This is a genomic window from Agreia bicolorata, assembly GCF_000938265.1.
GTDB classification, from domain to species: domain Bacteria; phylum Actinomycetota; class Actinomycetes; order Actinomycetales; family Microbacteriaceae; genus Agreia; species Agreia bicolorata.
Genome location: NZ_JYFC01000003.1, coordinates 382,489 through 405,957, shown reverse-complemented (window position 1 = coordinate 405,957; position 23,469 = coordinate 382,489). Strand labels below are relative to the sequence as shown.

Annotated in this window: 23 protein-coding genes and 1 tRNA gene; 9 read left to right on the top strand and 15 right to left on the bottom strand. The window is 62.2% G+C overall.

From position 1 onward, the window contains the following. Nucleotides 1-6: 6 nt before the first annotated feature. From TZ00_RS08800 to TZ00_RS08775, 6 genes are read right to left on the bottom strand one after another with little or no spacing between them, the layout of a single operon-like run. A complete protein-coding gene (locus TZ00_RS08800) occupies nt 7-1,800 on the bottom strand; it encodes a protein kinase domain-containing protein (RefSeq protein WP_044440921.1) in 1,794 nt (597 codons plus the stop codon). Continuing rightward, nucleotides 1,797-3,248 (bottom strand): peptidoglycan D,D-transpeptidase FtsI family protein, encoded by a 1,452-nt coding sequence (locus TZ00_RS08795; protein WP_044440919.1) that lies wholly within the window; start codon nt 3,246-3,248, stop codon nt 1,797-1,799. Before TZ00_RS08795 ends, TZ00_RS08800 begins: the two co-directional genes overlap by 4 nt. Nucleotides 3,249-3,252: 4 nt before the next feature. Next, nucleotides 3,253-4,650 (bottom strand): FtsW/RodA/SpoVE family cell cycle protein, encoded by a 1,398-nt coding sequence (locus TZ00_RS08790; RefSeq protein ID WP_052521472.1) that lies wholly within the window; start codon nt 4,648-4,650, stop codon nt 3,253-3,255. Between the two features lies 1 nt (nt 4,651). Further along, nucleotides 4,652-5,962, bottom strand: coding sequence for a PP2C family protein-serine/threonine phosphatase (locus tag TZ00_RS08785; protein ID WP_044440918.1), 1,311 nt, complete (start codon nt 5,960-5,962; stop codon nt 4,652-4,654). A gap of 3 nt (nt 5,963-5,965) precedes the next feature. After that, nucleotides 5,966-6,547, bottom strand: a complete 582-nt coding sequence (locus TZ00_RS08780; RefSeq protein ID WP_044440917.1) for an FHA domain-containing protein FhaB/FipA — start codon at nt 6,545-6,547, stop codon at nt 5,966-5,968. Beyond that, on the bottom strand, nt 6,544-7,347 hold the full coding sequence (locus TZ00_RS08775) for an FhaA domain-containing protein (protein ID WP_084606004.1): 804 nt from the start codon (nt 7,345-7,347) through the stop codon (nt 6,544-6,546). Before TZ00_RS08775 ends, TZ00_RS08780 begins: the two co-directional genes overlap by 4 nt. Nucleotides 7,348-7,610: 263 nt before the next feature. Here TZ00_RS08775 and TZ00_RS08770 point away from each other — a divergent pair. Next, nucleotides 7,611-7,694: transfer RNA gene (locus TZ00_RS08770), tRNA-Leu, on the top strand. 247 nt (nt 7,695-7,941) lie between these two features. Here the strand turns inward: TZ00_RS08770 and TZ00_RS08765 are convergent. Next, nucleotides 7,942-8,241 carry a hypothetical protein gene (locus TZ00_RS08765; protein ID WP_044440915.1) on the bottom strand — a complete coding sequence of 100 codons (300 nt, stop codon included), beginning with the start codon at nt 8,239-8,241 and terminating at the stop codon, nt 7,942-7,944. A 985-nt stretch (nt 8,242-9,226) separates the two neighbouring features. Next, entirely contained in the window at nt 9,227-9,607 is a 381-nt protein-coding gene (locus TZ00_RS08755) for a hypothetical protein (RefSeq protein ID WP_052521423.1), read from the bottom strand. A 62-nt stretch (nt 9,608-9,669) separates the two neighbouring features. On the opposite strand from TZ00_RS08755, the gene TZ00_RS08750 reads away from it, so the two are divergent. The 4 genes from TZ00_RS08750 to TZ00_RS18810 all read left to right on the top strand — a co-directional run bounded on the left by TZ00_RS08750 (nt 9,670) and on the right by TZ00_RS18810 (nt 14,387). Beyond that, on the top strand, nt 9,670-10,419 hold the full coding sequence (locus tag TZ00_RS08750) for a DUF5131 family protein (RefSeq protein WP_044440911.1): 750 nt from the start codon (nt 9,670-9,672) through the stop codon (nt 10,417-10,419). A gap of 86 nt (nt 10,420-10,505) precedes the next feature. Further along, nucleotides 10,506-11,621: a three-Cys-motif partner protein TcmP gene (locus TZ00_RS08745; protein WP_044440909.1), complete on the top strand. Its 1,116-nt coding sequence runs from the start codon at nt 10,506-10,508 to the stop codon at nt 11,619-11,621. Nucleotides 11,622-12,102: 481 nt separating this feature from the next. Further along, on the top strand, nt 12,103-12,261 hold the full coding sequence (locus tag TZ00_RS19950; RefSeq protein ID WP_161793753.1) for a hypothetical protein: 159 nt from the start codon (nt 12,103-12,105) through the stop codon (nt 12,259-12,261). Between the two features lie 563 nt (nt 12,262-12,824). After that, the gene (locus tag TZ00_RS18810; protein WP_161793752.1) at nt 12,825-14,387 is read left to right on the top strand and encodes a deoxyguanosinetriphosphate triphosphohydrolase family protein; all 1,563 of its coding nucleotides are present in this window, start codon (nt 12,825-12,827) and stop codon (nt 14,385-14,387) included. 1 nt (nt 14,388) lies between these two features. On the opposite strand, the gene TZ00_RS08730 is transcribed toward TZ00_RS18810, so the two are convergent. Together TZ00_RS08730 and TZ00_RS08725 are read right to left on the bottom strand one after the other, a co-directional pair. After that, nucleotides 14,389-14,937: a CYTH domain-containing protein gene (locus TZ00_RS08730; RefSeq protein ID WP_044440905.1), complete on the bottom strand. Its 549-nt coding sequence runs from the start codon at nt 14,935-14,937 to the stop codon at nt 14,389-14,391. A gap of 1 nt (nt 14,938) precedes the next feature. Further along, complete coding sequence (locus tag TZ00_RS08725; protein ID WP_152631129.1) at nt 14,939-15,241, bottom strand: hypothetical protein; 303 nt, start codon at nt 15,239-15,241, stop codon at nt 14,939-14,941. A 41-nt stretch (nt 15,242-15,282) separates the two neighbouring features. Between TZ00_RS08725 and TZ00_RS19945 the strand changes: the two genes are divergently transcribed. Next, nucleotides 15,283-15,459 (top strand): hypothetical protein, encoded by a 177-nt coding sequence (locus TZ00_RS19945; protein WP_161793751.1) that lies wholly within the window; start codon nt 15,283-15,285, stop codon nt 15,457-15,459. Nucleotides 15,460-15,601: 142 nt separating this feature from the next. Here the strand turns inward: TZ00_RS19945 and TZ00_RS08720 are convergent, their stop codons facing one another. Then, on the bottom strand, nt 15,602-16,213 hold the full coding sequence (locus tag TZ00_RS08720) for a hypothetical protein (RefSeq protein WP_044440901.1): 612 nt from the start codon (nt 16,211-16,213) through the stop codon (nt 15,602-15,604). A 241-nt stretch (nt 16,214-16,454) separates the two neighbouring features. On the opposite strand from TZ00_RS08720, the gene TZ00_RS08715 reads away from it, so the two are divergent. The 3 genes from TZ00_RS08715 (at nt 16,455) to TZ00_RS08705 (ending at nt 19,287) form a co-directional block, all read left to right on the top strand. After that, complete coding sequence (locus tag TZ00_RS08715; RefSeq protein ID WP_084606002.1) at nt 16,455-17,186, top strand: AbiV family abortive infection protein; 732 nt, start codon at nt 16,455-16,457, stop codon at nt 17,184-17,186. A 340-nt stretch (nt 17,187-17,526) separates the two neighbouring features. Beyond that, complete coding sequence (locus tag TZ00_RS08710; RefSeq protein WP_044440897.1) at nt 17,527-17,769, top strand: hypothetical protein; 243 nt, start codon at nt 17,527-17,529, stop codon at nt 17,767-17,769. Nucleotides 17,770-18,213: 444 nt separating this feature from the next. Next, nucleotides 18,214-19,287, top strand: a complete 1,074-nt coding sequence (locus tag TZ00_RS08705) for a hypothetical protein (RefSeq protein WP_044441404.1) — start codon at nt 18,214-18,216, stop codon at nt 19,285-19,287. 18 nt (nt 19,288-19,305) lie between these two features. Here the strand turns inward: TZ00_RS08705 and TZ00_RS08700 are convergent, their stop codons facing one another. From TZ00_RS08700 to TZ00_RS08685, 4 genes are all read right to left on the bottom strand, one after another. Beyond that, a complete protein-coding gene (locus TZ00_RS08700) occupies nt 19,306-20,454 on the bottom strand; it encodes a glycerol dehydrogenase (RefSeq protein WP_044440896.1) in 1,149 nt (382 codons plus the stop codon). A 62-nt stretch (nt 20,455-20,516) separates the two neighbouring features. Continuing rightward, on the bottom strand, nt 20,517-21,557 hold the full coding sequence (locus TZ00_RS08695) for an NAD(P)-dependent alcohol dehydrogenase (protein WP_202965832.1): 1,041 nt from the start codon (nt 21,555-21,557) through the stop codon (nt 20,517-20,519). Next, nucleotides 21,554-22,357, bottom strand: a complete 804-nt coding sequence (locus tag TZ00_RS08690; RefSeq protein WP_044440894.1) for an iron-sulfur cluster assembly protein — start codon at nt 22,355-22,357, stop codon at nt 21,554-21,556. Before TZ00_RS08690 ends, TZ00_RS08695 begins: the two co-directional genes overlap by 4 nt. Next, a complete protein-coding gene (locus TZ00_RS08685; RefSeq protein WP_044440892.1) occupies nt 22,357-23,400 on the bottom strand; it encodes an amidohydrolase family protein in 1,044 nt (347 codons plus the stop codon). Before TZ00_RS08685 ends, TZ00_RS08690 begins: the two co-directional genes overlap by 1 nt. Between the last annotated feature and the right edge of the window lie 69 nt (nt 23,401-23,469).

Here is a 23,469-nt window from a genome sequence, read left to right as displayed (position 1 = left end):
GGACTGTCAGCGGTTGTTTGCCGGGGGAGTGTTTCCATTGCCCGAGTTGCTGGGGGCGACGGCCGTAAGGCTGAGAGCGGGAGAGGCGGGAGACACGATTCCTGAGCAGGTGACCGTGTAGGCGACGGTGACCGGGCCGGCGGCCGTTGCCTGAAGCGTCGCCTGAGTGCCGATTCCCGGCTCGCTGAGCACGGTCGCGTTGGTGGCCACGATCGAGTAGGCGCCGAGGCTCGTTCCTGACGGGCAGCTGTAGGCACTCCAGGTGACGGTGAACGACCCGGTGCCCGCCGGAACCTGGTTGGCGGGGAGGGGCGTCGGGGCATCGACGCTGCCGAGCTTCGGCGCCGTAGCGGGCGCGTTCACTGTTGGAAGGGGACCGTAGACCGTGAGTTCGATCTTGGTACCGCGCTGCACGTTGCCGACCGGGTTGACCTTGTAGACCGTTCCCACCTGCTCCGCAGAGGTCGCCGCGTTGCCCGTGACGCTCGATGCGCTCAAGTCGAAGTTGAGCGCCACCAGCACGGCTGCCGCCTCGTCGAACGATTTGCCGATGAGCTCGCTCTCCGGGATTGCGACCGTGTTGGGGGTCGGCGTCGAAGTGGGGGTGCTGGGTGTCGGAGTTGGCGTGTCCTTTGTGGGAGGAGCTGACGAGCTCGATGTCACCGGCACGTTATTCGACCCGTTCTGGCCGATGACCAGGGCGGTGATGATTCCGCCCAGTACCAGAACGAGGATGGCGATAAGAACGATGAGCGGCCACGTCCAAGGGCTGCGCTTCTTCTTCTTCTTGTCGACGGCGTCAGCAGTGCCTTGGGCGTCGATGGGGGGCAGTCCGTCGGCACCGGCTGCGCCGATGACGGTCGTGGCCTGGGTGGCGCCGTAGGCCACCGTATTGGCCGTGGGCATCAGGCTGGTGGCCTGTGTCTGCGGAGCAGGGCGACCGCCAAGGATTGCGGGTACCGCGGCTGCTGCGGCCGCGATGTCTCCACGGCGCAGAGCTGTCGCAGCGCGCGCGAGGTTGGCTGTCGACGACGGACGGTCGTCGGGCTTCTTGGCGATGCACGAGAGAACCAGGTTGCGCACAGGTTCTGCCACGGTGATCGGCAGGTCGGGAGGCGTTTCGTTGATCTGCGCCATCGCGATGGCGACCTGCGATTCGCCGGTGAACGGACGCTTGCCGGCGAGACATTCGTAGGCCACGATGCCGAGCGAATACACGTCGGTGGTCGGCGACGCCGACTGGCCTGAAGCCTGCTCGGGCGACAGGTACTGCACCGTTCCCATGACCTGTCCGGTCGCGGTGAGTGGAACCTGATCGGCGATGCGTGCGATGCCGAAGTCGGTGATCTTGACGCGGCCATCGGGCGTGATCAGCAGATTGCCCGGCTTGATGTCGCGGTGCACGAGACCCGCGGCGTGCGCGGCCTGCAGAGCTGAGGCGGTCTGCGCCACGATGTCGAGCACACGGTCGGTCGAGAGCACGTGCTCTCGCTCGAGGATGGTCGAGAGCGCTTCGCCGGGAACGAGTTCCATGACGAGGTAAGCGCTGCCCTCTTCTTCTCCGTAGTCGAAGACATTGGCGATGCCCTCGTGATTGACGAGAGCGGCGTGTCGAGCTTCGGCGCGGAAGCGCTCGAGGAAGCCCGGGTCTCCGAGGTATTCGTCTTTGAGGATCTTGATTGCGACAGTCCGACCGATGACAAGATCAGTCGCTTTCCAGACCTCGCCCATGCCTCCGATCGCAATGCGACTGGAGAGTTCGTAGCGTCCCCCGAAGGTGAGCCCTGCTGTGGGTCTCATTTATTCAGCACCGCCTCAAGTACTTGTTTTGCTATCGGCGCGGCGATGGAGTTCCCCGAGCCGGATTGGTTTTCGCCTCCGCCGTCTTCCACCACTACCGCGATGGCTACCCGAGGGTTGTCTGCGGGGGCGAAACCGGTGAACCAGAGAGTGTACGGATCGTCTTCGCCGTTCTCCGCCGTGCCTGTCTTACCGGCCACGCTGACCCCATCTATTCTTGCATTAGTCGCCGCGCCATTCTGGACTGCAGAGACCATGAACTGCGAAAGTGTCGACGATGTTGCAGAGGTGATCGGCTCGGCGAAGACCTTCGGTTCGAACTGCTGCAGCACCGTCAGATCGGGCGCTGTGATGGAGTCGACCAGGTTCGGTTTCATGATGGTTCCTTTGTTGGCGACGGCAGCCGAGAACATGGCGACCTGAAGCGGCGTGACCCTGTCTTCGTCTTGGCCGAAAGACGCCAGTGCGAGCTTGTCGTCGGCCATCGGTGAACGGATGGTGCTGGGCTGAACGGCCATGGGGATGTCGAGGTCTTTGGTGAATCCGAAGGCCTTGGCCATGTCGACGAGTGTGCTGTCGCCCATCTGCACGCCGAACTCTGCCATGGGAATGTTGCACGAGAGCACGAAAGCGGTCTCGAGCGAGACGGAGTCGCCGCCTCCGCAGGTTCCGCCGCCGGCGTTCGACACCGTGTTGTTGGATCCGGGAAGCGGGAACCGCCCGAGGTTCGGCTGTGTGTCGGTAGCGGCGATTCCGCTTTGGAGAGCTGCAGACGAGGTCACGATCTTGAACGTCGATCCCGGCGGATACAGGTTGCCGTCGATTGAGCGGTTCACCAGAGGGTCGTCGTCGGCGTTGATCAACGACGTGTACGCGTCTGTGACCGCTTTGCTGTCGTGCACGGCAAGAGTGTTCGGATCGAATGAGGGCTTAGACACCATGGCCAGAATGCGACCGGTCGACGGCTCGATCGCGACGACCGAGCCTTTGAGATCGCCCAGTGCATCCCATGCGGCCTGCTGAACCACGGGATCGATCGTGAGCTCGACTGAGGCGCCCTTGGGTTTCTGCCCCGTGATGATGCTGTTGATACGGGCCAGGAACTGCGAATCGGCCGTTCCTGAGAGGTAGTCGCCTAGCGACTGTTCGATTCCTGTGGAGCCCTGGCCCAGCGTGTAGTAGCCAGTGACCTGGCTGTAGAGCGGCCCGTTCGGATAGGTGCGCTGGAACTTGTAGTCGTCGTCGGAGGGAACAGACATGGCTATCGGCTGTCCGTCGACCAGGATCGGCCCGCGTTCGGCGTCGTAGCTCGCGTACAGGGCTCTCGTGTTGCGGCTGTCGGCGGCGAGGGCATCGGTCTGAAAGAACTGGATGCTCGTGGTCGCCACGAAGAGGGCACCGAACATCAGCAGAACGACGATCGCAACGCGTTTGAGTTCTTTGCTCATCGGACTAGATCACCAGCCTTGGCTGGTTGCGAACTGTGTCCGACAGCCGCAGCAGGAGCGCGACGATGATCCAGTTGGCCATCAGCGACGAGCCGCCGGAGGCCAGGAAGGGCGTTGTGAGGCCGGTGAGGGGGATGACCCGGGTGACGCCACCGATCACGACGAAGCACTGCAACGCGATCACGAAAGAGAGTCCCACGCCGAGCAGCCGACCGAAGTCGTCGTGGCCCGCAAAGCTGATGCGCAGTCCACGTGCGATGAGCAGCAGGTAGAGGCAGAGAATGGCGAACAGGCCCGCAAGGCCGAGCTCCTCGCCGATCGCCGAGACGATGAAGTCGCTCTGCGAGAGGGGGGTGATGTCGGGTCGGCCTCGACCGAGACCGGTGCCGATGAGTCCGCCGTTGGCGAGACCGAAGATGCCCTGCACGAGTTGGAAGCTGCCGCCTACGTCGTCGTAGTTCTTCTGACTGAACGGGTCGAGCCACGCGTTGAAGCGATCGTTGACGTAGGTGAGGGTCTGGCTCGCAATGACTGCGCCGGCGAGGAAGAGCCCGCCTCCGAGCAGAATCCAACTCGTGCGGCCGGTGGCGACATAGAGCATAACGACGAAGAGGCCGAAGTAGAGAAGCGCAGTGCCGAGGTCGCGCTGGAAGACGATGACCGACATCGAGAGCGCCCAGATGACGATGATGGGCCCGAGGTCCCGTGCACGAGGGAATCGCACGCCGAGCACCTTTCGGCCGACGAGCGACAGAGTGTCGCGGCGCTGAACGAGGAAGCCGGCGAAGAAGATGGCCAGCAGGATCTTGGCGATCTCTCCGGGCTGGAAGGAGAACGGGCCGATGTGGATCCAGACGCGGGCCCCGAAGATCTCCTGCCCGACACCGGGAAGCATCGGCAGCAGCAGTAGCACGAAGGCTACGAACATAAAGACGTAGGTGTAGCGCTGCAGCACGCGATGGTTGCGTATGACGACCACGACGGCGATGGCGCAGATGAGTGCGATGGCGCTCCACACCACCTGTCTGATGGCCGTCGAATCCCACCCCGTATCTCCGTTGATGAGGTCGACATGGTAGATGACGGCGATGCCGATGCCGTTGAGGATCGCGGCGACAGGAAGGATGAACGGGTCGGCATTCGGGGCGACGTAGCGCAGGGCGACGTGCATGCCGAGCACGAGCACCGAGAGGCTCGCGCCGAGGGTGATCACCGTCGAATCCACGGCTCCGATTGCGCCGAGCTGCACGAGCACCACGGCGAACGCGTTGATTCCGCACGCGACGATCAACAGGAACAACTCGAGGTTGCGGAGTTTCTGGGGCACGCGGATGCGACGGATGCCGCGCCCGGCATCCGGAACGAGTGGCGACGCCTCGATCACGGGAGACGACCCGTTCACGTCAGCCAACGGGGGCCGCCGGCGCGTCGGGTGCTGGAGTCGTGGACGGAGTGGGCGTCGGTGTCGATGTCGGCTCGGGTTCGACCGCGGCGCCGAGACGCTTGACGATCTCGAGCGCGGCTTTCACCGAGTCGGCGCTGATGGTGTCGCGCACCTGCTCCTGCGTGTAGAACGGCAGGTCGTCGAGCTGGATGTCGGTGGTCTGGTAGACCTCGGACAGGGCGATCGGGCCGATGGTCTGCTGCACGCCGTGGAAGATCGCGACCTGGCCGTCGACGTCGCCCACGTAGTAGCGGGTCTGCGTCCATTTGTAGCCGGCAATGGCGCCGGCCGCTATGGCGAGGATGATGACGAGGGCACCGGCCAGCCAGGCCGTCTTTCGTCGTCTCGAACGGCGCCGGTTCTCTTCGATCAGCTCGTCGAGGTAATCCTCTGACTCCGGCTCGAAGTGGCTGGGGTCTGCCGGGCCGCGCTGGTGCAGGCGCAGGCCGGGTAGCCGGGAGACGCGACGACCCAGGGTTCCCTCGAATGCGACGGGTTTGGATGCGGAGCCGACGGTGACGGGTTCGACGCCGTGCTCGTCGAACGACGAGCTGATGTCGACGACCACGATGGTGACATTGTCGGGGGCACCGCCGTCGAGGGCCTGTTTGACGAGGTCGGAGACAACCTCGGCCGGCGTCATCTCACTGGCCAGCGCCTCGCTGATGTGGTCGTTGTCGACCACGCCTGTGAGCCCGTCTGAGCAGATCAGCCATCGGTCGCCGGGACGGGTGTCCATGACCTGCAGGTCGACATCCGGTGTTGAATCGACGTCGCCGAGCACCCGCATCAGAACCGAGCGTCGGGGGTGGGTCTTCGCCTCCTCGGCCGTGATGCGGCCCGAATCGACGAGCCGCTGCACGAAGGTGTGATCGGCGGTGATCTGAGTCAGATTTGCGTCGCGGAAGCGGTAGACGCGCGAATCTCCGATGTGGGCGAGGGCCACGCTCTGGCCTACGCGAACGAGGGCTGACAGCGTGGTGCCCATGCCCGTGAGCTCGGGATGCTCGAACACGGTCTCGGCGAGGATCGCATTGGCCGCGACGATGGCCTCTTGCAGGGCGAATTCCGCGTCGACGGCCGAGCCGTATTCTCCGTCGATCTCGCGCAGTCGCGTGATGGCCAGAGCGGATGCGACATCGCCGCCCGCGTGCCCACCCATGCCGTCGGCCACCGCGAACAGGGACTGGCCGGCGAACCCGGAGTCTTGGTTGTTCGAGCGGATCTTGCCGACATGGGAGATGGCGGCGCTCGATGTGACGAGGGCCATGTGTCAGCGCCGCAACTCGAAGCTGGTCGCGCCGATCTTGATGGGCGTATTGAGAGGAACGTTCACCGGAGAGGTGACGCGCTTGCCGTCGAGGAATGTTCCGTTCGTGGAGTCGAGGTCCTGCAGCATCCACTCCTCGTTCCACACCATGAGCCGGGCGTGGTGCGTGGACGTATAGTCGTCGCGGATGACCACGCTCGAGTCGGTCGAGCGGCCGATGGTGAGGGGCATCGTGCCCAGAGGAATTTCAGTGCCGCTCTTCGTGCCCGCGGTGATGACCAGGCGGGACGCGTTGCCGGTTGTGGCGCGGGGATGCGTTCCCGCTGAGGAGCCCTCGAGCGGAGTGAAGGTGGGCACCTTCGACTGGGGGACAGGTGCCTGCTGGCGAGGCGGGGTGTTGGTGCTCACGGCGGCGACGGGAGCCGCACTCGCGGGGCCGGCCGCGCCGGCGGCCTGCGCATCCGGAAGTTTCTTGACCCGGCGACCGAAGAGGTCGCTGCGCATGGCGTAGACCACGACGAAGACGAAGATCCAGAGAAGGGCGAGGAACGCGAACTGCAGGATCAGGAGGGTGAGTTCACTCAACTGTTGTCCCTCCAGAAGCCGCCCGGGTCGTGGCGGGGCCGGTCGGGTCGTGGCGGCAGCGGGCGCTGTTCGCGGAACGGCTCTGGCGCGCGGCTCTGGCGTTGGGTGCGCAGATCGGAGTACTGGTCGACGCTGGCCGACTGCGCGAGAACGCGGAACACGATGCGCGTGCGGCCGATCTGGATGACCGATTCGGGCTCGAGCGTGGCCTTCTTGACGGGGGAGCCGTTGAGCTGCGATCCGTTCGTGGAGCCGAGGTCTTTGACCTGGGCGTGTTTGCCGTCCCACAGGATCTCGACGTGTTTGCGAGAGGTGCCGGGATCGTCGATGGTGATGTCGGCATCCGACCCGCGGCCGATGACGGTGCGCGACGAGGTGATGGGGTAGCGCTTGCCGGCCACGTCGAGAACCGGGGTCCACGTGACCTCTCCGGCTGCGTTGGCCGACTCGATCTGCACCAGACCATCGGTGAGGCGGGCGTTCTGCACGAGCTCCATCGATATGCCGCCGGCGAACTGGTAGCCCTGTTGCTTCGCGTGGGTCTGGATGAATTGGATGAGGTCGTCACTCAGCGTTGGGCCGATGGCCTGCATGCGCTGGTAGTCGCCGGGGGCCAGGATGACCCGGAAGGAGTTGGGCACGAGAATGCGGTCGCGCGAGATGACAGCGGCCTTGGTATCGAGTTCACGGCGCAGGGCGGAGGTGATCTCGACCGGCGCCAGCCCCGAGCGGAAGGTCTTGGCGAAGGCGCCATTGACGGCACGCTCGAGACCTTTCTCGAAGTTGTCCAGCAGTCCCACGTGTCTCCCATTTCTTGCGCGCACGCCACAGCTCGGGCGGCGAGGCTCAGGTAGATGTTACTTGTGTTGCGTGCAAATCCACCTAGTACGCGTTCTGTGCCTGTTATCGCGTGATTCTCGTACCTCTTAACCACGGCGTGGTCGACGGGCGCCCTTTGCGTCGGTCGAGTAGCGCTCGCGACGAAGGAGCAGCGCGTATCGAGACCACCACATCCTCCTCGAATTCCCCCGCGCCGCCCCTTCGTGCTAATCTCTCTAAGTTCGCGCGAGTGGCGGAATTGGCAGACGCGCTGGCTTCAGGTGCCAGTGCTCGAAAGGGCGTGGGGGTTCAAGTCCCCCCTCGCGCACGCGGGGCTGATTGCGAAACTACTAAAAACAGTTTGCGTAACTCACCCTGAGCGAACAAAAAGAGCCGAGCAACGAAAAATCGTTGCCCGGCTCTTCGCTTTTCACCCCTTCTAACCTGCTGCCCCGCCCAAACAGCCCCCGCCCCCAGCCCGCCACCTCTAAAACACAAAAGGCGCCCGTCTTCGGACGCCACAATTGCTCCTTCAAACCCCCACGTCGAAACTAAAGTCCCCATAACACCCCAAGCTACTTCGGCGGCTCCCCGCGCACCAAGTCGGGTGCCACGCTATTCAGCTTCACCGCCTGGCTTTTTCGCTTCCGCGGCACGTCCCGAGAAACAACCGCACGGTCCGTCTCCCCAGCCTCAGAAGCTAGGAACGACAGAATCTTCCGCACATTCGCCGAAGCAATCTGCACCGCCACCAGAAAGTACTGAGCCGTGTGCCCGTGTAGTCGTCGCCTGGACGACTGGTCCATCGGTTCGCGGCTGCCGTCCTTGATGTAGCCGTTGAATCCTTCGATGGTGTTGCGGGCGGTCGCGTACATGGCACCGACGTGTTTCGGCGGATGAGAACTCTCAGCAGGAGCCCGTCGGGCTTCCTATTGACCAGCTCTCTAAGTGGACAAACCGCTGTGGCGGTGGGGACCTGCGGCCGGGCACATCATCGACTGGTGGCCGCGGGCGTCAGCCTTCTCCTTCGGACGAATCAGGTACCGCGCGCGTTGCCTGCTGCGCTTGTAGTAGGTCTCGTCCTCAGCCTTGCCGCGGCGCCAGTCTATGGTTGCGTTTATCAAAGACGTGGTCAGGGCCGGCGAGTACCACGCGCCTTCGACCTGGAGTGCACCTTCGTACTGTTCGCTGAGAACAAGTTGGTCACTCCGATAGTCGAAGACCAGACTGTAGCCGAGTGCTTTGAGGCTCCCTTCATGCCGTTGTCCAATCGCTGGACGAGGTCTCGGGCGGTGTGCTCGGGTTGGGACTTGAGGTGTTCGAGCATGACCCGTTCGAGAGCGAGCTGGCCCTCATCATCGATTCGGCAATCGTTGAGGCGGAGTACCGAGGCCGAGGCTCTGGGCGGCTCGTGGTCGAGGAACTCATGCGGAAGCTGGGCCGCGGGCGGCTGTGCACAACAGTTCTTCTCCGGCACACGCTCGACTGGGTGGAGCTTGATTCAGCCAGTCTTCGACGTGCGCAGCGGAGGCTACTAGGTTCTGGCAGTCGGTCGGGCTCAAGAAGCTCCGAGCCGGGTCGCGCCTGATGGTGATGGGCGCATTGTGTTAGGCAGGCGCTCAAGACGGCTCGTCCTGACGCCGCGCATAGCTTCGATATGACTGAAGATAACTCGCCATCCGCAGCCCGGCAGACCTGCCCATTCAACGCCTTATCGCCGAAACCGGCATCGACCCGGAGCACGTATCTGCCCTGACGGTGGGAGATGTGGGGATAAGCCCAGAACCCGCTGTTCGAACTGCTGGGGCCGCCGTCTCGGATGGTGTCTCCCTCCGTCGAAGCCCTTCGTGTTGTAGCTATTCAAGCTCTGGGCAAAGAATCACGCGGGTTGCTCTTCGACGGTTCTTCGGAGGGGTCGATTCTCCAGGACCCTGCTAGGTCGACACCGCGCGTCCTGTCCGCGAGTTCGTAAGCCCAGTCCCACGCACTGCTGGGGTTCGACCGGAAGTAGCGGTAGCGCGAGTCCATGTCAGGAATCGGGCTGACCAATGTTGTCTGCAGCAGGCTCTCAAAGGGGCGCTGGAGACTGCTCATCGTGACGCCAAGCGCTCGGGTCAAATCGGTAAGGCACACGATTCCATCTTCGGAGTCTGCAATCTCCAGCATCAGCTCCAAGCGATGCCGCTGCCCGAACGCGAATGCGGAGACTTCCCGCAGGTGCAGCCGCCAATCGGAATCCATACCCGTAGGCTACACACACCGCGTTACGCGAATCACGTAACGCGAAACGCGTAAGGACTGTGATGGCTGAGAATTCCGGAATTGAATGGACCGAGGTTACGTGGAACCCGACGACGGGATGTGACAAGGTCAGCCCTGGATGCGACAACTGTTACGCCCTAGCACTCTCGAAGCGGCTCAAAGCAATGGGTTCACTCAAGTACCAAAACGACGGAAACCCGATTACGTCGGGCCCCGGGTTTGGTATCGCGGTTCATCCCACGGCTCTTCAGCAACCCTATAAATGGAAGGGACAGAAGGTCGTATTCGTCAACTCGATGAGCGACCTGTTTCACGCAAAAGTACCGTTGGACTTCGTTCGTCAGGTTTTTGATGTCATCGCCGACACCCCTCAGCACACCTATCAAGTATTGACGAAACGGGCTTCCCGGCTCCCGAAGGTGATGGACAAGCTCAACTGGCCGGCGAACCTTTGGCTAGGCGTGAGCGTCGAAAGCGCAGACCAGCTGGACCGAGTAGATGACCTGCGGAAAGTTCCAGCAGCTGTTCGCTTCCTTTCGTGCGAGCCTCTGCTGGGCGCGCTTACCGGGCTTGATTTGACGGGCATCGGTTGGGTCATCACTGGCGGCGAGTCAGGTCCCCACGCGCGTCCAATGGAAGCCGCATGGGTACGAGAAATTCGAGATGCGTGCGCGGAGGCGGACGTTCCGTTCTTTCACAAGCAGTGGGGTGGACGGACCCCGAAAGCGGGCGGACGAACCTTGGACGGGCTCATCTGGAACGAGATGCCTCGGGCCGCAGCCGCCGGTTGAGACCCTGAGTCTCCGTGTCGCGCAGCCGAGGCGCGAGCTGATGAACCATAGTGTCCTCGTAGGCGGGGAACTAATGGGAGGTCAGCATGTCCAAGAAGGAAACAGCACCGAAGGACAGGAACGCAACGGTCTGGGCGATTGAGCCTCACACCAGCGCGAAGCACGCAATCCTCCGCCACTACCTCAATGCGTGGTTTCCAGTCCTGTCGAGCTGGAGCAAGCGGGTAGTTTTCATCGACGGATTTGCCGGCCCTGGTAGCTACGCGGGCGGCGAGCCCGGCTCACCGGAACTGGCTCTGAGAACGCTTCTGGACCACGGGCACGCAACACGAATGAAGGAGACGCAGTTCGTCTTCATTTTCAACGAGTTCAACACGGAACGTCACGCAGAATTGGAAGCCCACGTCGACAAGCTCTCGGTTGAGCACAAAGGCTGGCCCAAGAACGTGGTCGTCAAAGTGCACAACGACAACTTCAAGACTGTCGCGGAGCAGATACTGACAAGCCTTGGCGACGACAGGATGGCGCCCACATTCGCGTTCGTGGACCCATTCGGTTACAAAGACGTTCCGTTAGAACTCATTGCTCGCCTCATGAAGTACAAACAGAGCGAGCTGTTCATCTACTGGGACGCCAACAGCGCCAACCGCTTCGCGACCGGCAACATTGTGGACGAGCATTTCGAGGCCCTCTTCGGAACCGATGAATTCAAGAACGCGCCGCCTGCGGGCGATGCCAACAGGATGCCTTTCCTTCACGACCTCTACCGGCGCCAACTCGCCGCTCAGTGCGGATTTCGCTACGTCCGTAGTTTTCAGATGGTGAACTCGGGAAATCGCACCGGCAATTACTTGTTTTTCGGCACTCGCAGCCTCAAGGGTCTCGACAAGATGAAGTACGCGATGTGGCAGGTCGACCCCACCGGCAATTTTCGGTTCTCCGACATGCTCAACAATCAGGCCGTGCTCTTTGATGTGACCCCGGATTTCACAGTTCTCGAAGACGCGCTGCTGCTCGAGTTCTCCGGACAGACCGTGGACATCGATGACGTCGTCACCTACGTCATCGAGTTCACGCCCTTCCACGCCGGCCACGTAAAGATGAAGACACTCAAACCCATGCAAGCTGCTGGTCGCATCAGTTCACCGAATCAGAAGCGAGCCGGTCAATTTCCCCCGGGCACCCTCATCGCGTTTCCATAACTCGGGCCGAGCTACTGGACCTCGGCCGTGCTCTCGAGAGCAAACTGCTCGAGGTAGTACGCCGCGGCAGGAGACACCTCAGCTGACACATCCCGCACTGCCGGCCAGTTCAAAAGTGGTAGCTGCCTCCCGGAGGGGTTTTCCATATACGAACGCGCGATAAACGCACGCGGGTCATTCAGGAGTTCAAACTCCGCGGCCCACGGGTACGTTGACCGGGATGGCTCCGCGAGGGGGTCGAACCCGATGCCTCGCCGGCGCTTGGCGGCATCCCGGTCGGCGCCGATGATTTCACCAGATCTCCATGCCGTCTCAGACGCAACCAGATGTCGCTGACGGCGACGATGTTGAGCTTCGTCAGCCCGTGGTCCTGATGAGCACCGACGAGTTCCGCGAACGAATGCTCTCGGCCATGGCAGCGTAGGAGTATTCATCCGCGCAGCGAAAGCTTCGGGCGAACGTTCTCATCGATGACCCCACCGTGACACCCGAACTCGCCCGAGCAATACAGCTGGAGCTGGAGGGCAATCACATTGCCCTCGACGAGCAGGCGTTGTCGTTGTTGGCGGTGTTTCATACCGAGACGTTCGCGTCGGTAACCACAGAACAGCACCCGCGCATCGCACGCGTCGCTGGGTGACCGAAGCGACTGCGGCTTGACACGATTTACAGCTCGTATGGCAACTGCGCATAGATACAGTCGAGCCGCGTGGCGTTCCAGACGCACACTGCGAATGCGCGAGACTCAACACACAACTTGACATCGTTCGGCGCGTCGTAACAAAAATTGGTAGAACACTTCCCCAGACGCGTAGTTAGACTGAGGAAACAGAGACGCATGCGGGGCCGAACGTAACGGCGCTCTCTCTTTTTTCGTTAAAGCGCCAGTCAGCCCATTAACGTCGGTGTTACGCATCGCCGTTGTCACAGGAGGAATGCAAATTGCCAGGAATTCTCGAAACACGGATGCTCACCAAGTCGCACGCGACAGCGAAGGCAGTACTGGAGAAGCTTCGTGAGCGGGAACAACCAGTTCCGTACCTTGTTTATGCGCGGACCATGGCTCGGTATGGATACGACGCGGACCTCGCTCGTCGTGCGTTCAATGAGCTTGATGGCGAAATTCGCGCCGACCTCACAATCGAATTCTAAAAATTGACGAATGCTGCCTCGGTCGGGGTAGGACTAGGCGATTCTGCCGTCGTGGATCCGTATGAGCGGAAATCTGGAAGCCCCGCGCGGGGCAAGTCGAACGACCCCCGCGAGCCAGGACATCGTGACCGCGACCGCATCTTCTATTCGCGCGAGTTTGCGCGCCTCGAGGGAGTCACGCAGGTAGCGACCGTTATGTCGACGTCGCTCCACAACAGGCTGACGCATTCGTACAAGGTTGAACAGGTTGCCCGTACCATCGCTGTAAAGTTCAAGGCAGACGGCCTGGACGTCGATATCGACGTTGTGATGGCGGCGGCGCTCGCTCACGACATCGGCCACGCGCCGTTCGGTCACACCGGCGAGGTGGCTCTGCAAGAACTTCTCGTTTGTGAGAAGCATCGTGGCAAAGAGCACGTTAGTACTTATAAGGAACGACAGTCCACGATAAAAGGGCGTCGCAAGTTTCCCTGCGATACGGGTGGCTGCATCCTTCCGGATGGTTTTGAAGGCAATGCTCAGTCCTTCCGGATTATGGCGCGCCTGGCCGCCAAGAATGGTGTCAAGGAGGGCGAGGCTTTCGGACTCGACCTGACACGCCGTACTTTGCTGGCTGCGTCAAAGTACCCATGGGCCAGGGGTGATAACGATGACGAGAACAAGTTGCATAAATGGGGTGCTTACGACAACGACCTTCAAGCATTGCAATGGGCTATGGAGGGTGCGCCGCTACTAGAGCGGTCCCTCGAGGCTCAGATTATGGACGCTGCCGATGACATCGCCTATGCGGTTCACGACCTCGAAGATTTTTACAAAGCGAACCTCATACCTGTCGGCACCCTCAATCTTGAAGGCCGAGGATTGTCAGAACTCATGGACTACATCCGTGGTGAGGAAGAGGAAATTCGAAGCCCCAACCTCAAGAAGCTCGTAGAGGAGTTCGATCAATACCAGCTCGCTGTCGGGGTTCCGGAAAACGCCGCTGAAGCGGTCATCGACGACGGTGGTGACGCGCCATCTCCATCGCCGCGTGTCGAAAAGTTCCCAACCCTAGAATTTGTCCTAAAAGGTATCGAAACGAGCCTGCCCTCCCGTCCGTTCGTCGACGACGCAAACGGGCGAGCTGAATTGGCTCGTTGGCGTTCCGGACTTATCACACAGTTTGTTTCAGATCTGAGCGTGGTGGATAACAAGGTCAAGTTCGGCGTCGAACATCTCGAGACGTTCATGGAATTTCTTCAACAGTTGACGTGGCACTTCGTCATCGAGAATCCGCAACTGGCGGTCGTGCGCATCGGACAAAAATCCGTGGTGACGAAGTGCTTTACCGCTCTCTTCGCTATGGTCTCCGGCGTATGGCTCACCCCGGATTCGGACAAGGAGGAGTCCGAATTCAAGGAGGCCTCCGCCCACAGCAAGAGAAGTGTGCCGTCGTTGTTGACGACCTATGTCGCGCTGGGCCGAGTGCAGTCGGACCACTACTCGCCCCGCGAGGTTCTCGCACGAGCAGTGGCCGACTATCTGTGCAGCCTGACGGACCGGGAAGTCTACGAGCTTGCTGCCCAGCTCGGCGGTAGCTCTGCCCACGCGGTTCCCAGCGCGTTCGTCAAGTAGGTCAGTTCCAGTCCCAAGGCGACTCGGCCTTCCAGTCTGTCCCCTCCCACTCAGAGACGGGCTTGAACGCGATTTCGTCGTTATTGAACTCAGTGTGCGACGTGATTTCGCGCAGGGCCCAGGGCGGCACCGGAACGTCGCGGATGTCCTTGCCCTCGAGCTCCGCTATCCACAGGCCTTCGTTTTTCTCTAGAAACTCGTCGATTTCCCAGATCTGCTTCTCAAAGACCAGGTGGTAGCGGCGTTTGCGGATGACGTTCGAGCACCTCGCGATGAACTCGACCGCCAGCAGCGGGTCCATCTCCGTCTCGTACTCGGCACGTTCGTCGCCGATGCGGGGACCCTTCGCGGTGACCTTGGCGCCTACATGCTCGAACGCTCCGGTGCGGTTGGCCGGCTTCTCGGTCAGGCGGACCCGGAGGGCGTAGCCATCCTGGGCGAAGAAGTATCCCTGGGTGATGAACTCCCAGCTGGCGCCACGGACGATTGACTTCTCTGCGACAAGGAAGCGTCGCTCCCGTTCGTATTCAGGCACGAATGAATCAGACATGTCAGTTCTCCTTCTGGTCGTTCTTCCGAACCCATTCGGCCTGCAGGCGCCGATGAGTTTCTGGTCCGAGCTTGGACCATCTTTGGTGCGCCGCCTGCGCGGAGATTCCTAGCGCAGCTCCGACCTGCTTCCAGGAAGCGCCGTCGAGACGAGCGCGGGTTACCAGTGCGGAAAGGTCGCGTTCCGCCTGCGCAATTTCGATGACCAGAATTTCGATGTCCCTGAGCAATGAGCTCGCCGGAGCGACGTCGACGCTGGTTTCAGATGTCTTCACAAGTTCACTTCTATCTTCGGAGCGGGTCATGCTACGTTGACCCTAGCATCAATCATGATTGAAGGAGTGACGTGAACTTCACCAGTCCGGATAACAGCACCCTCACCATCGACACCATCGCGCTGACAATTGAGGTTTCCCTTTATCTCGACAACAAGCCTCATTTCGCCTCACTCACCGGCGAGACCTTCTACCTCGAAGACGGATCCGTTGACGAGGTCATGACACATGGGCGGTATATCGACTGACCGGTCCCCGGCGCCCGAAGCCCATCGCAACGCGCGTCAGTGAAAAGAACCACCTGCGGGTCGACAGCACTGCGGTGAATGTGACCTGTCTCAACTCCGCCTTACGGACTAACTCCTTAGGCTCGAACGTTTTTCCGCTCACTCACTTCGTTTGGGCTTGCTTGATGAGCTTCGCGAGTGTATCGAGTGCCCACGAGCCCTTCTCGTCCAAGAGGTAGCCGATGAGGCTGTCTCGGTCTAGTGCATCCATGTTCCGAAGCGTGGTCAAGTCCTGAAGCGCATCGCGTTTACCTGGCTTGTCACTCCAGGCGTTATTGCCGTTCCACAGGATGCGTTCGTAGATTTCACGCACACGGTCGTCGATGTCTAGCGTCATCGTCTTGCCCGCCCGAACATTGAATGCTTCGCGTTTAGCCGCCCACACATCGAGAGGGTGACTGGGCACCTCGGCTGCGACTACGTGTCGGGCGTAACTCAGCGGTATGTGGTCTATGAGCCGGTAATCCGGGTAGTGAAGGAGGACGATGGACGGTCCCCGGACGGCATGGTTCACGCGCGGCGTCACGAACGCGGCCTTCCTCAGCGGATCTGGCAGGCTCGACTGGCTCGAGCAGAGCACCGTGACCGGTAAGCGCAGCTTGTTCGACAGAGCGAGCGTGAAGGCGGTCGGGTCGTCCGGGTATCCGGTGCCGTTCGCCCACGGGAAAAAGAACGTCTGCGGGAGGGAGTCGGGCAACGAGGTCAAGTCGGTCACGGCTGAAGCATATTCATCACATGCGACAGCGGATCCTCGATGACGTGTGGCGTGTCCGCCAGGGCTTCGCCGTTGGGCTCGACCTTGCGGACTGGTGTCATGACGCTCGTATGCGCGGTGAGGGATTGGGCTCGGACGCCTGTCTGTCGCGGTGTCCATCCTGGAAGACTCGAACTGGCAGTAGATTGTGGGCAGGCCGCTCACCGCTTGCGCTGAGTTGCCCCGGACGTCGGAGGTACTCATGGGTTTCCGTAAACTCTCGTTCCTTCAGGTGGAGGACCTATACGACGAAGTGCTGTCCAACGCTTTTCACCTTTCCCAAGACGCTCGGCTATTGCTCGAACACGGTTCCGTCGGACGAGCCCGGGCGTTGGCTGTGCTGGCGCTCGAAGAGGCCGGCAAGGCCGTCATGATTCACAAGGCGAAGGTTCGGTCCTTTCGTGAAGGATTGAGAGACCCGCACCTCGATGCGACGTTCTGGAAGAACTGGCGCTCGCACCAGACAAAGCTTCGCGCGGTCCACGACTACATCGTCCACGAACCTCATTGGTTCGACGTCGCCCCGCCCCCTGTGAACGAGTTGTTGCTCGGGGAGGTAGACGACTATCTTGCGGAACTCGACAGGAGAGCCGCCGACGGAGACTCGAACAAACTCAAAGGTTTCTACGTCGACATCGATGCGGCGACAGGAAGGACGGAGACTCCGAACTCGTCCGTCAACCCTGACGATGTGTTCGAGCTCCTCGGACTGGGTCATCAGGTCGGGTGGCAGCTTCGACTCGGCGACCACATCGAGTTCATAGCCAGCAGCCGGGGAGCCGAACGAGTCAAAGGAACCGAGGCGTACGCGGACTACGCCGACGGTGGACGTCTCGCGCGAAGTCGTTCGGGAGGCCGCGGATGGGAGTCCTCCGACGCGCACTTGTCGCTCTTGGCCCAGGAACTCGGTGGGGATTCGGTCGACGGCGAATAGGCCGCGTGTAGGCGAGCAAAGACTCGAGTGCTGTAACCCGGAGCTGAGAATCGACCGCGCCGGCCGTCTAATGCAACGCCGATGCAGACACCCTGGATGGGTGGAGGCCGCGTAAGCTCTGCGTGGCTGCTCGAGGCCTATGACAGCGGTGAACCGCGTTCGGGCGGGCAACTATAAAGGAATCCTTTACGGTTAGCAGGTCCGGCCGATTGCGTGGGTCACCGAGCCAAGTTGCCTCATGCGATGAGGGTCCAGTCCTCGCAAACATGTTGGGAATCCCGCCAGGTTGTGGCTATCATGCGTCGACATCCGTTCGGCGAAGGCCGCGCATGGCAGCGACATGACATTTCACATTCCTAGCCACATCATCGTCGCCTCGACCGAGGATGCAGCGGCGACCTTCTTCAGGACTCAAAACCTCACCGACACATACACCTGGGCCGAGACCAACGCCGGCGAGCCACCCCTCTCGCGGGCAATTGCTCCCGATGCAGAAGGCCCCGGCATCGAGCTCGACGACGAGGGACTCCTGGTCTACGACTTCAATACCGAGAAGCGCGTACTTATCCTCGACACACTTTGAGGCACCACCACCCACTACATCGACTTCGTCGAAGAGACTCGCCTTCGAGTTGGAGCCGACGGGTCAAGGAGCCTCGCGCGTATCGACACGTCCAAGACGCGCCACCTGGGCGTGCTCAGGAGAGTCATGCTCCACGACTCACATCGCTGGCACTACACGGGCTTGGTGACCGGCATGAAGTGGGACGAAGAGTCGGTGAACTGACGCGTACCGGCGAACTTACAAGTCATTCTTGTGAGTTCGGTCTGTCGGGCTAGGTGAACTTCCTCGAACCTCCCGGAAATTCTGGGAGGTTCGCTTTGTCCGTCATACCGGCATGCAGTCGCCACGACAGAGATTCCAGATCCCGTCGGCTTCGAGTTCAGCCGACTGGGGATGTCTCATTTACGAGATGTATCTGTTTTGTCGCGAAGCGGACTCGCGGGCTGCAACTACTCTGGTCGGGTGACTCTGGATACGCGGCCGCTGACCGATCGCATCGACCGCCGGGCACTTCGCGTCTTCCGGCGCACGCTCCCCTCCACTGTGCGGCCGAAGCTGGGGACCGTGCTGCTGCCCGTCGCTTTCATCGCGATTCCTTTTGTCTTCATGATCATGTTCCTCACCGCGGTGGGTTTCGATCAGTTCGTCCTGCGCGACAACGGCCCGTCGAGCGTCATGGCATTCGTGCCGGTCATCGCCATGCCCGTCGTTGGGATCACGTTCCTCGTGAGGGCTCTGCGGCAGCGCAACGGGGTGCGGCAGTTTCGTATCGCCGAGTTCGCTCGGGCCAACTCGTTCAGCTACTCGCCGCGGACTGAGCGGCCGTGGCTCCCCGGCATGATCTTCACCAGGGAGGGGCAGTCGTCGTCGTATTCGACCGACATAGTGAGCCGCGGCGGCGAGGAGCCGACGACGATCGCGAATCACACCTCCATCGTCGGGTCTGGCAAGAACCGATCGGTATATCGCTGGGGCTATGTGGCGCTCCGCCTGGCCACGCCTCTGCCCAACATCGTTCTCGATGCCCAGAAGAACAACTCGTGGGGCCGGGCAGCGTTGCCCGTGGCGCTCGCGGCCCGGCAGCGACTGTCACTCGAGGGAGACTTCGACCGGCACTTCGCTCTCTACTGCCCCGTTGGTTACGAAGCCGATGCCCTCTACCTCTTCACACCCGACATCATGGCGCGGTTCATCGACAACGCCGCTTCCTTCGATATCGAGATCGTCGATGACTACCTGTTTCTCTACGCCCAGGGCGAGCTCTCCACCCTCGATCCCGAACTCTGGAGGCCGCTTCTCGACACCGTCGAGGTGCTCTCGCAGAGGGTGCGGCAGTGGGCGCGGTGGCGAGACGAGCGTCTGGATGCCGGTGGTGCGGCATGGACGCAAGGCGCGGCCATCCCGAATTACGATCGGCGGGCGGGCGTTGCACCCCAGGGGCGCAGGCTCGCCCGCCGAGCGGACTGGTGGTGGATCATCGGCGCTCTGCTCGCCATCTTCGGCTTCTACAGCCTCATCAAGGACATCTTCTCCTGATCTACGCACCCGCCACCGTCAATGGTGCGCCACATAGGCGACGGGCTCAGGCAGCTTCGCATCCGCGCGCACTCGACGGGCTAGGCGCTCGATCGACTTCAACGCCGCGACGACCTCGATCGGTCGAACCTCGAAGGGCATCGCGTGGATGGTCTCGCCGGGAACGGTGGCCAGCTCCGCGACCTGGGTGAGTTCGGATGAGTCGGCGCTGAGTCCGATCTCGGTGAGGGTCGTCGGCAGCCCGACGCGCGTGGTGAATTCGATGAAGTCTCTGATGTCGGCGGTCGGCGCTCCCTCGAGAATGAGCTGGGTGATCGATCCGATGTTCACCTTCTGGCCGTGAGCAAGTCCGTGGGTCTGCGGTGCCGCGGTGAGTCCATTGTGAACGGCGTGCGCGGCCGCCAGTCCGCCCGATTCGAAGCCGAGACCGGAGAGAAGCGTGTTGGCCTCGATGACCTTTTCGACAGCAGGAGTCACCACGTGGTCGCGCACCGCGTCGAGAGCGGGCAGGGCGTTCTCCCACAGAACGTCCCAGCTCAGTCGCGCGAGCGCCGTGCCGGTTTCGGTCGGCAGACCGCCGGCCATGGTGTTCGAGTTCGAGCGTGATGTTGCACGGGCTTCGAGCCAGGTGGCCAGAGCGTCGCCCACGCCCGCTGCCAGGAAGGACGCCGGCGCGTTCGCCACGAGCTGTGAGTCGACGAGAACGAGGTCGGGGTTGCGAGGGAAGAAGCGGTACTCCTCGAACGCGCCGTCTTCGGTGTAGATGACGGCGAGTGCCGAGGTGGGGGCATCCGTCGACGCCACGGAGGGCACCGTGACCCAGCGGATGCCGGCGAGAAAGCCGGAGGATTTGACGGCGTCGATCGTGCTGCCGCCGCCGATCGCCACAACGACATCGGCCTTCGCGTCCGCGATCACGGCGACGAGGCGATCGATCTCTACCGCGGTGGGAACGCCGTTGAAGGTCTCGCGGCGCACCGGCAGGCCGCTCACTGCCAGGGAGGCCTCGACGTCGTGGCCGACGAAACCCCAGACGACATCGTCGGCGACGATGAGGGGCTTCGATCCGATCGGCGCGAGGAACTCGCCGAGACGGTTGATGGCGCCTGGACCCTGAACGTAGCGTCCGGGGCTGATGACTGTGCGGATGGGAAGGTTGGCGGGCATGATGTCGCTCCTGACGTCGTTGTCGAATGTGGCCGGATGGCCGATGGCTGGGAAGAAGGTCGTTATGGGATGAGGATGGCGCGGCCGCGCACGCGACCCGCATTGAGGTCGTCGATCGCCTGCTGGAAGTCGTCGAGCGCATAGGTCGCGGTGTGCAATGTCACGAGTCCGCGGGCGGCGAGCACCATCAACTCGGTGAGGTCGGTGTAGCTGCCGACGAGGTTGCCGATGAAATTGATCTCGTTCGAGATGATGTCGATCGTCGGCACGTTGATGTTCTCGCCGTAGCCCACCACGTAGTAGTCGCCGGCCTGGCGCAGCATCTGCACACCTTCGGCGGTCGAGCCGCCCTCGCCCACGAAGTCGATCACGGCCTCGGCACCGACACCGTCGGTCAACTCGAGCACGCGGGTGACATGCGATCCATCGCCATCGGCCAGCACCGTGTAGTCGGCGCCGAGCGACGCGGCCAATTCGAGCGCGGCCGGGTTGCGGTCGATCACGATCAGCTCCGAGGCGGTCAGGGCTTTCAGCACCTGGATGCCGATGTGCCCCAGGCCTCCCGCTCCGATGACCACGCAGCGGTCGGCCGGCCGAAGTGTGCGGGCGGCCTTCGCGGCGGCATGGTACGCGGTCAGTCCGGCGTCGGCGAGGGCCGCGACGTCGGCCGGCTCGAGCGAGTCAGCGATGCGCACGACGCTGCGCGCCGAGGTCTTGAGGTATTCGGCGTAGCCGCCATGGGTGTCGATTCCCGGGAAGGCGCTCTGGGTGCAGTGCACATCGTCGCCCGATCGGCAGGCGCGGCACAGCCCGCAGGTGACTAGCGGATGCACGATCACCTTGTCACCGACCGCGACATTCGTGACCGCGCTGCCGATCGCATCCACCCAGCCCGCGTTCTCGTGACCGATCGTGTACGGCAGCGTCACGCCAGATTTCTGCTCCCACTGACCCTCGAGAATGTGCAGATCGGTGCGGCATACGCCGGCCCCGCCGATACGCACGATCACGTCGAACGAACCATCGATCTTGGGGCGCGGAATCTCTGTCAGCTGCAGGTCGTGGTGGTATCCGACGACCTGCACGGCTCTCATGGTGCTCATGCAACGCTCTTTCGTGGGGTTTCGACAGCGCTTCGGGCTGTGCTTCTGAGGGTGGAGAGGGGAAAGAAAGTCTCTTCTGCGCGCGGCGCCTGGTCGGACTCCGACCCCGGGTATCGAGTGGCCAGCAGTCCCCGGCAGAAGTGCGCATTGCCGTCGATCGAGATGCGGGTCGACCGCGCGCGACGCAGGGCCAGAGCAGCGGATGCGGCGGGGTGCGGAACGCCGTGATCGTCGACCAAGACGGGGGCCGAGTCATCGAGGCTCAGCCCGAGAGTCGCCCGTCGACGCACCAGGGCGGCCTTGGCCTCGTCGTCGGCCAGGTCGCCGAGGCGCACGTCCGCGACATCCTGCTCCTCGAGGTCGGGCCGGGATCGCAACATCGCTGTGAGCGCCCGCTCCATCGCCGCCGTATGTGCCTTGCGTTGGAAGATCGCCCGCAGCTCGTCGAGATCACTCTCGGCTTCGTGCCGGAAGGTGCCCCGGTAGCCTGCGTCGGCCGCGAGCCCCCGGTTGATGATCTCCGAGTCGTGATGATCATCGAGTTCCACCACGACCGTGCCCGACAGGGGCAGCGCTGCGAGCACATCTTTCGCGTCGGACGCCATGAGGTAGGCGAAGTTCGGCGCGCAGAACGAGGTGGGCAGGCGCAGGTGCACCTCGAGGCCCTGCTCGGTGAAGCGTACCGATCGCACGAAACCGAGGTCGGTGATGGGTTCGTCGAGCTCGGGGTCGATCACCGCGTCGAGCGCGCGCAGCACATCACGTTCGGTGAGCGGAAGCACAGCAGGATCGGCGCTCATCAGACGGCCGCCAGATCGGCTCGTTCCGGCTGGCGCGAGCCCGTGGCGGTCTCGTCTGCGTTCGGCAGCTGCAGTTCGGCCGGCACCGGAATGTCGTACATCTTCGCGGCATTGAGGCCGAGGATCTTGCGTTTCTGATCCATCGTGATGGGGGCGTACTCGGTCATGTCCTCGGGAATCTGGAAGTTGACGAAGGCCTCGATCAGCCAGCGCGGCGTCCACAGCGCGTAGTCGCTGGAGAACTGGATGCGGTCTTCACCGATCCAGTAGATGAGTTCGCCGATGATCTGAGCGAAGTAGCGCGGGCGGGTATGGATGAAAGGCATCGCCACCGCCAGACCGCCATGAACATTGGGCTCCTGGGTGGCGATCCAGCAGAAGTCCTCGAGCCGAGGCAGGCCCACGTGCTCGACCACGAAGTTGAGGTCGGTGAAGTCGGTGGCCGCGTGGTCGACGTCGGCCACGTCGAAGGCGTCACGGTCGAGCGGGCGGATGGTCGGGCCCTTGTGCACGTGGATGTTGCGGATGCCGAGTTCCTGGCAGAGCTCGAAGTATCGATAGGCCCACGGGTCGTCGAGCTTCCAGCCACGTGAATCGCCGTTCCACTCGGCCGTGTAGAGCTTCACTCCCTTGAGGTCGAAGCGCTCGGCATCGGCACGAAGCTGGTCGAGGCCGGCCTCGCCGAGACGGGGATCGAAGTTGTGGTTGTACGTGAGCTTGTCTGGGTTGGCCTGGGTGAGCGCCCATGCCTCTTCTGTCTGCCCGAAGCCGTTGTGATAGAACTCGCCGAGCTTGGCGGGCTGAAAGATCGCGTGGTCGACGTAGCCATCGGTGAAGAGGTCTTTCATCAGACGCTCGCCGCCCTGATAGAGGTACTCCTCGTAGCTCCACTTCTGCGATTCGGGCGAGAGGTTCGCGTGGTAGTCGTAGAAGCAGTCGATGAACTGCTTGCCGTGAATGTTGCGCTGGTTCTCGGGTCGCGCATCCCATAACGCCACGTGGGCGTCGACGATGAAAAAGCTCTCGCCGTCCTGTGAATACATGTCTGCTCCTTTGCCGCATGTGGGGAAATCTCACTTCCTGTCGCCATGCTAGGTCGCACTGGGTTCAGC

Bases quoted from the DNA above. Each gene is read 5' to 3' on its own strand.
- TZ00_RS08725 (WP_152631129.1), bottom strand. From the start codon at position 15,241: ATGACCCGCTCCGAAGATAGAAGTGAACTTGTGAAGACATCTGAAACC.
- TZ00_RS08785 (WP_044440918.1), bottom strand. From the start codon at position 5,962: ATGGCCCTCGTCACATCGAGCGCCGCCATCTCCCATGTCGGCAAGATC.
- TZ00_RS08685 (WP_044440892.1), bottom strand. From the start codon at position 23,400: ATGTATTCACAGGACGGCGAGAGCTTTTTCATCGTCGACGCCCACGTG.
- TZ00_RS08730 (WP_044440905.1), bottom strand. From the start codon at position 14,937: ATGTCTGATTCATTCGTGCCTGAATACGAACGGGAGCGACGCTTCCTT.
- TZ00_RS08690 (WP_044440894.1), bottom strand. From the start codon at position 22,357: ATGAGCGCCGATCCTGCTGTGCTTCCGCTCACCGAACGTGATGTGCTG.
- TZ00_RS08715 (WP_084606002.1), top strand. From the start codon at position 16,455: ATGGGTTTCCGTAAACTCTCGTTCCTTCAGGTGGAGGACCTATACGAC.
- TZ00_RS08795 (WP_044440919.1), bottom strand. From the start codon at position 3,248: ATGAGCAAAGAACTCAAACGCGTTGCGATCGTCGTTCTGCTGATGTTC.
- TZ00_RS08750 (WP_044440911.1), top strand. From the start codon at position 9,670: ATGGCTGAGAATTCCGGAATTGAATGGACCGAGGTTACGTGGAACCCG.
- TZ00_RS08700 (WP_044440896.1), bottom strand. From the start codon at position 20,454: ATGCCCGCCAACCTTCCCATCCGCACAGTCATCAGCCCCGGACGCTAC.
- TZ00_RS08745 (WP_044440909.1), top strand. From the start codon at position 10,506: ATGTCCAAGAAGGAAACAGCACCGAAGGACAGGAACGCAACGGTCTGG.
- TZ00_RS08710 (WP_044440897.1), top strand. From the start codon at position 17,527: ATGACATTTCACATTCCTAGCCACATCATCGTCGCCTCGACCGAGGAT.
- TZ00_RS08755 (WP_052521423.1), bottom strand. From the start codon at position 9,607: ATGGATTCCGATTGGCGGCTGCACCTGCGGGAAGTCTCCGCATTCGCG.
- TZ00_RS08800 (WP_044440921.1), bottom strand. From the start codon at position 1,800: ATGAGACCCACAGCAGGGCTCACCTTCGGGGGACGCTACGAACTCTCC.
- TZ00_RS08765 (WP_044440915.1), bottom strand. From the start codon at position 8,241: ATGTACGCGACCGCCCGCAACACCATCGAAGGATTCAACGGCTACATC.
- TZ00_RS08695 (WP_202965832.1), bottom strand. From the start codon at position 21,557: ATGAGCACCATGAGAGCCGTGCAGGTCGTCGGATACCACCACGACCTG.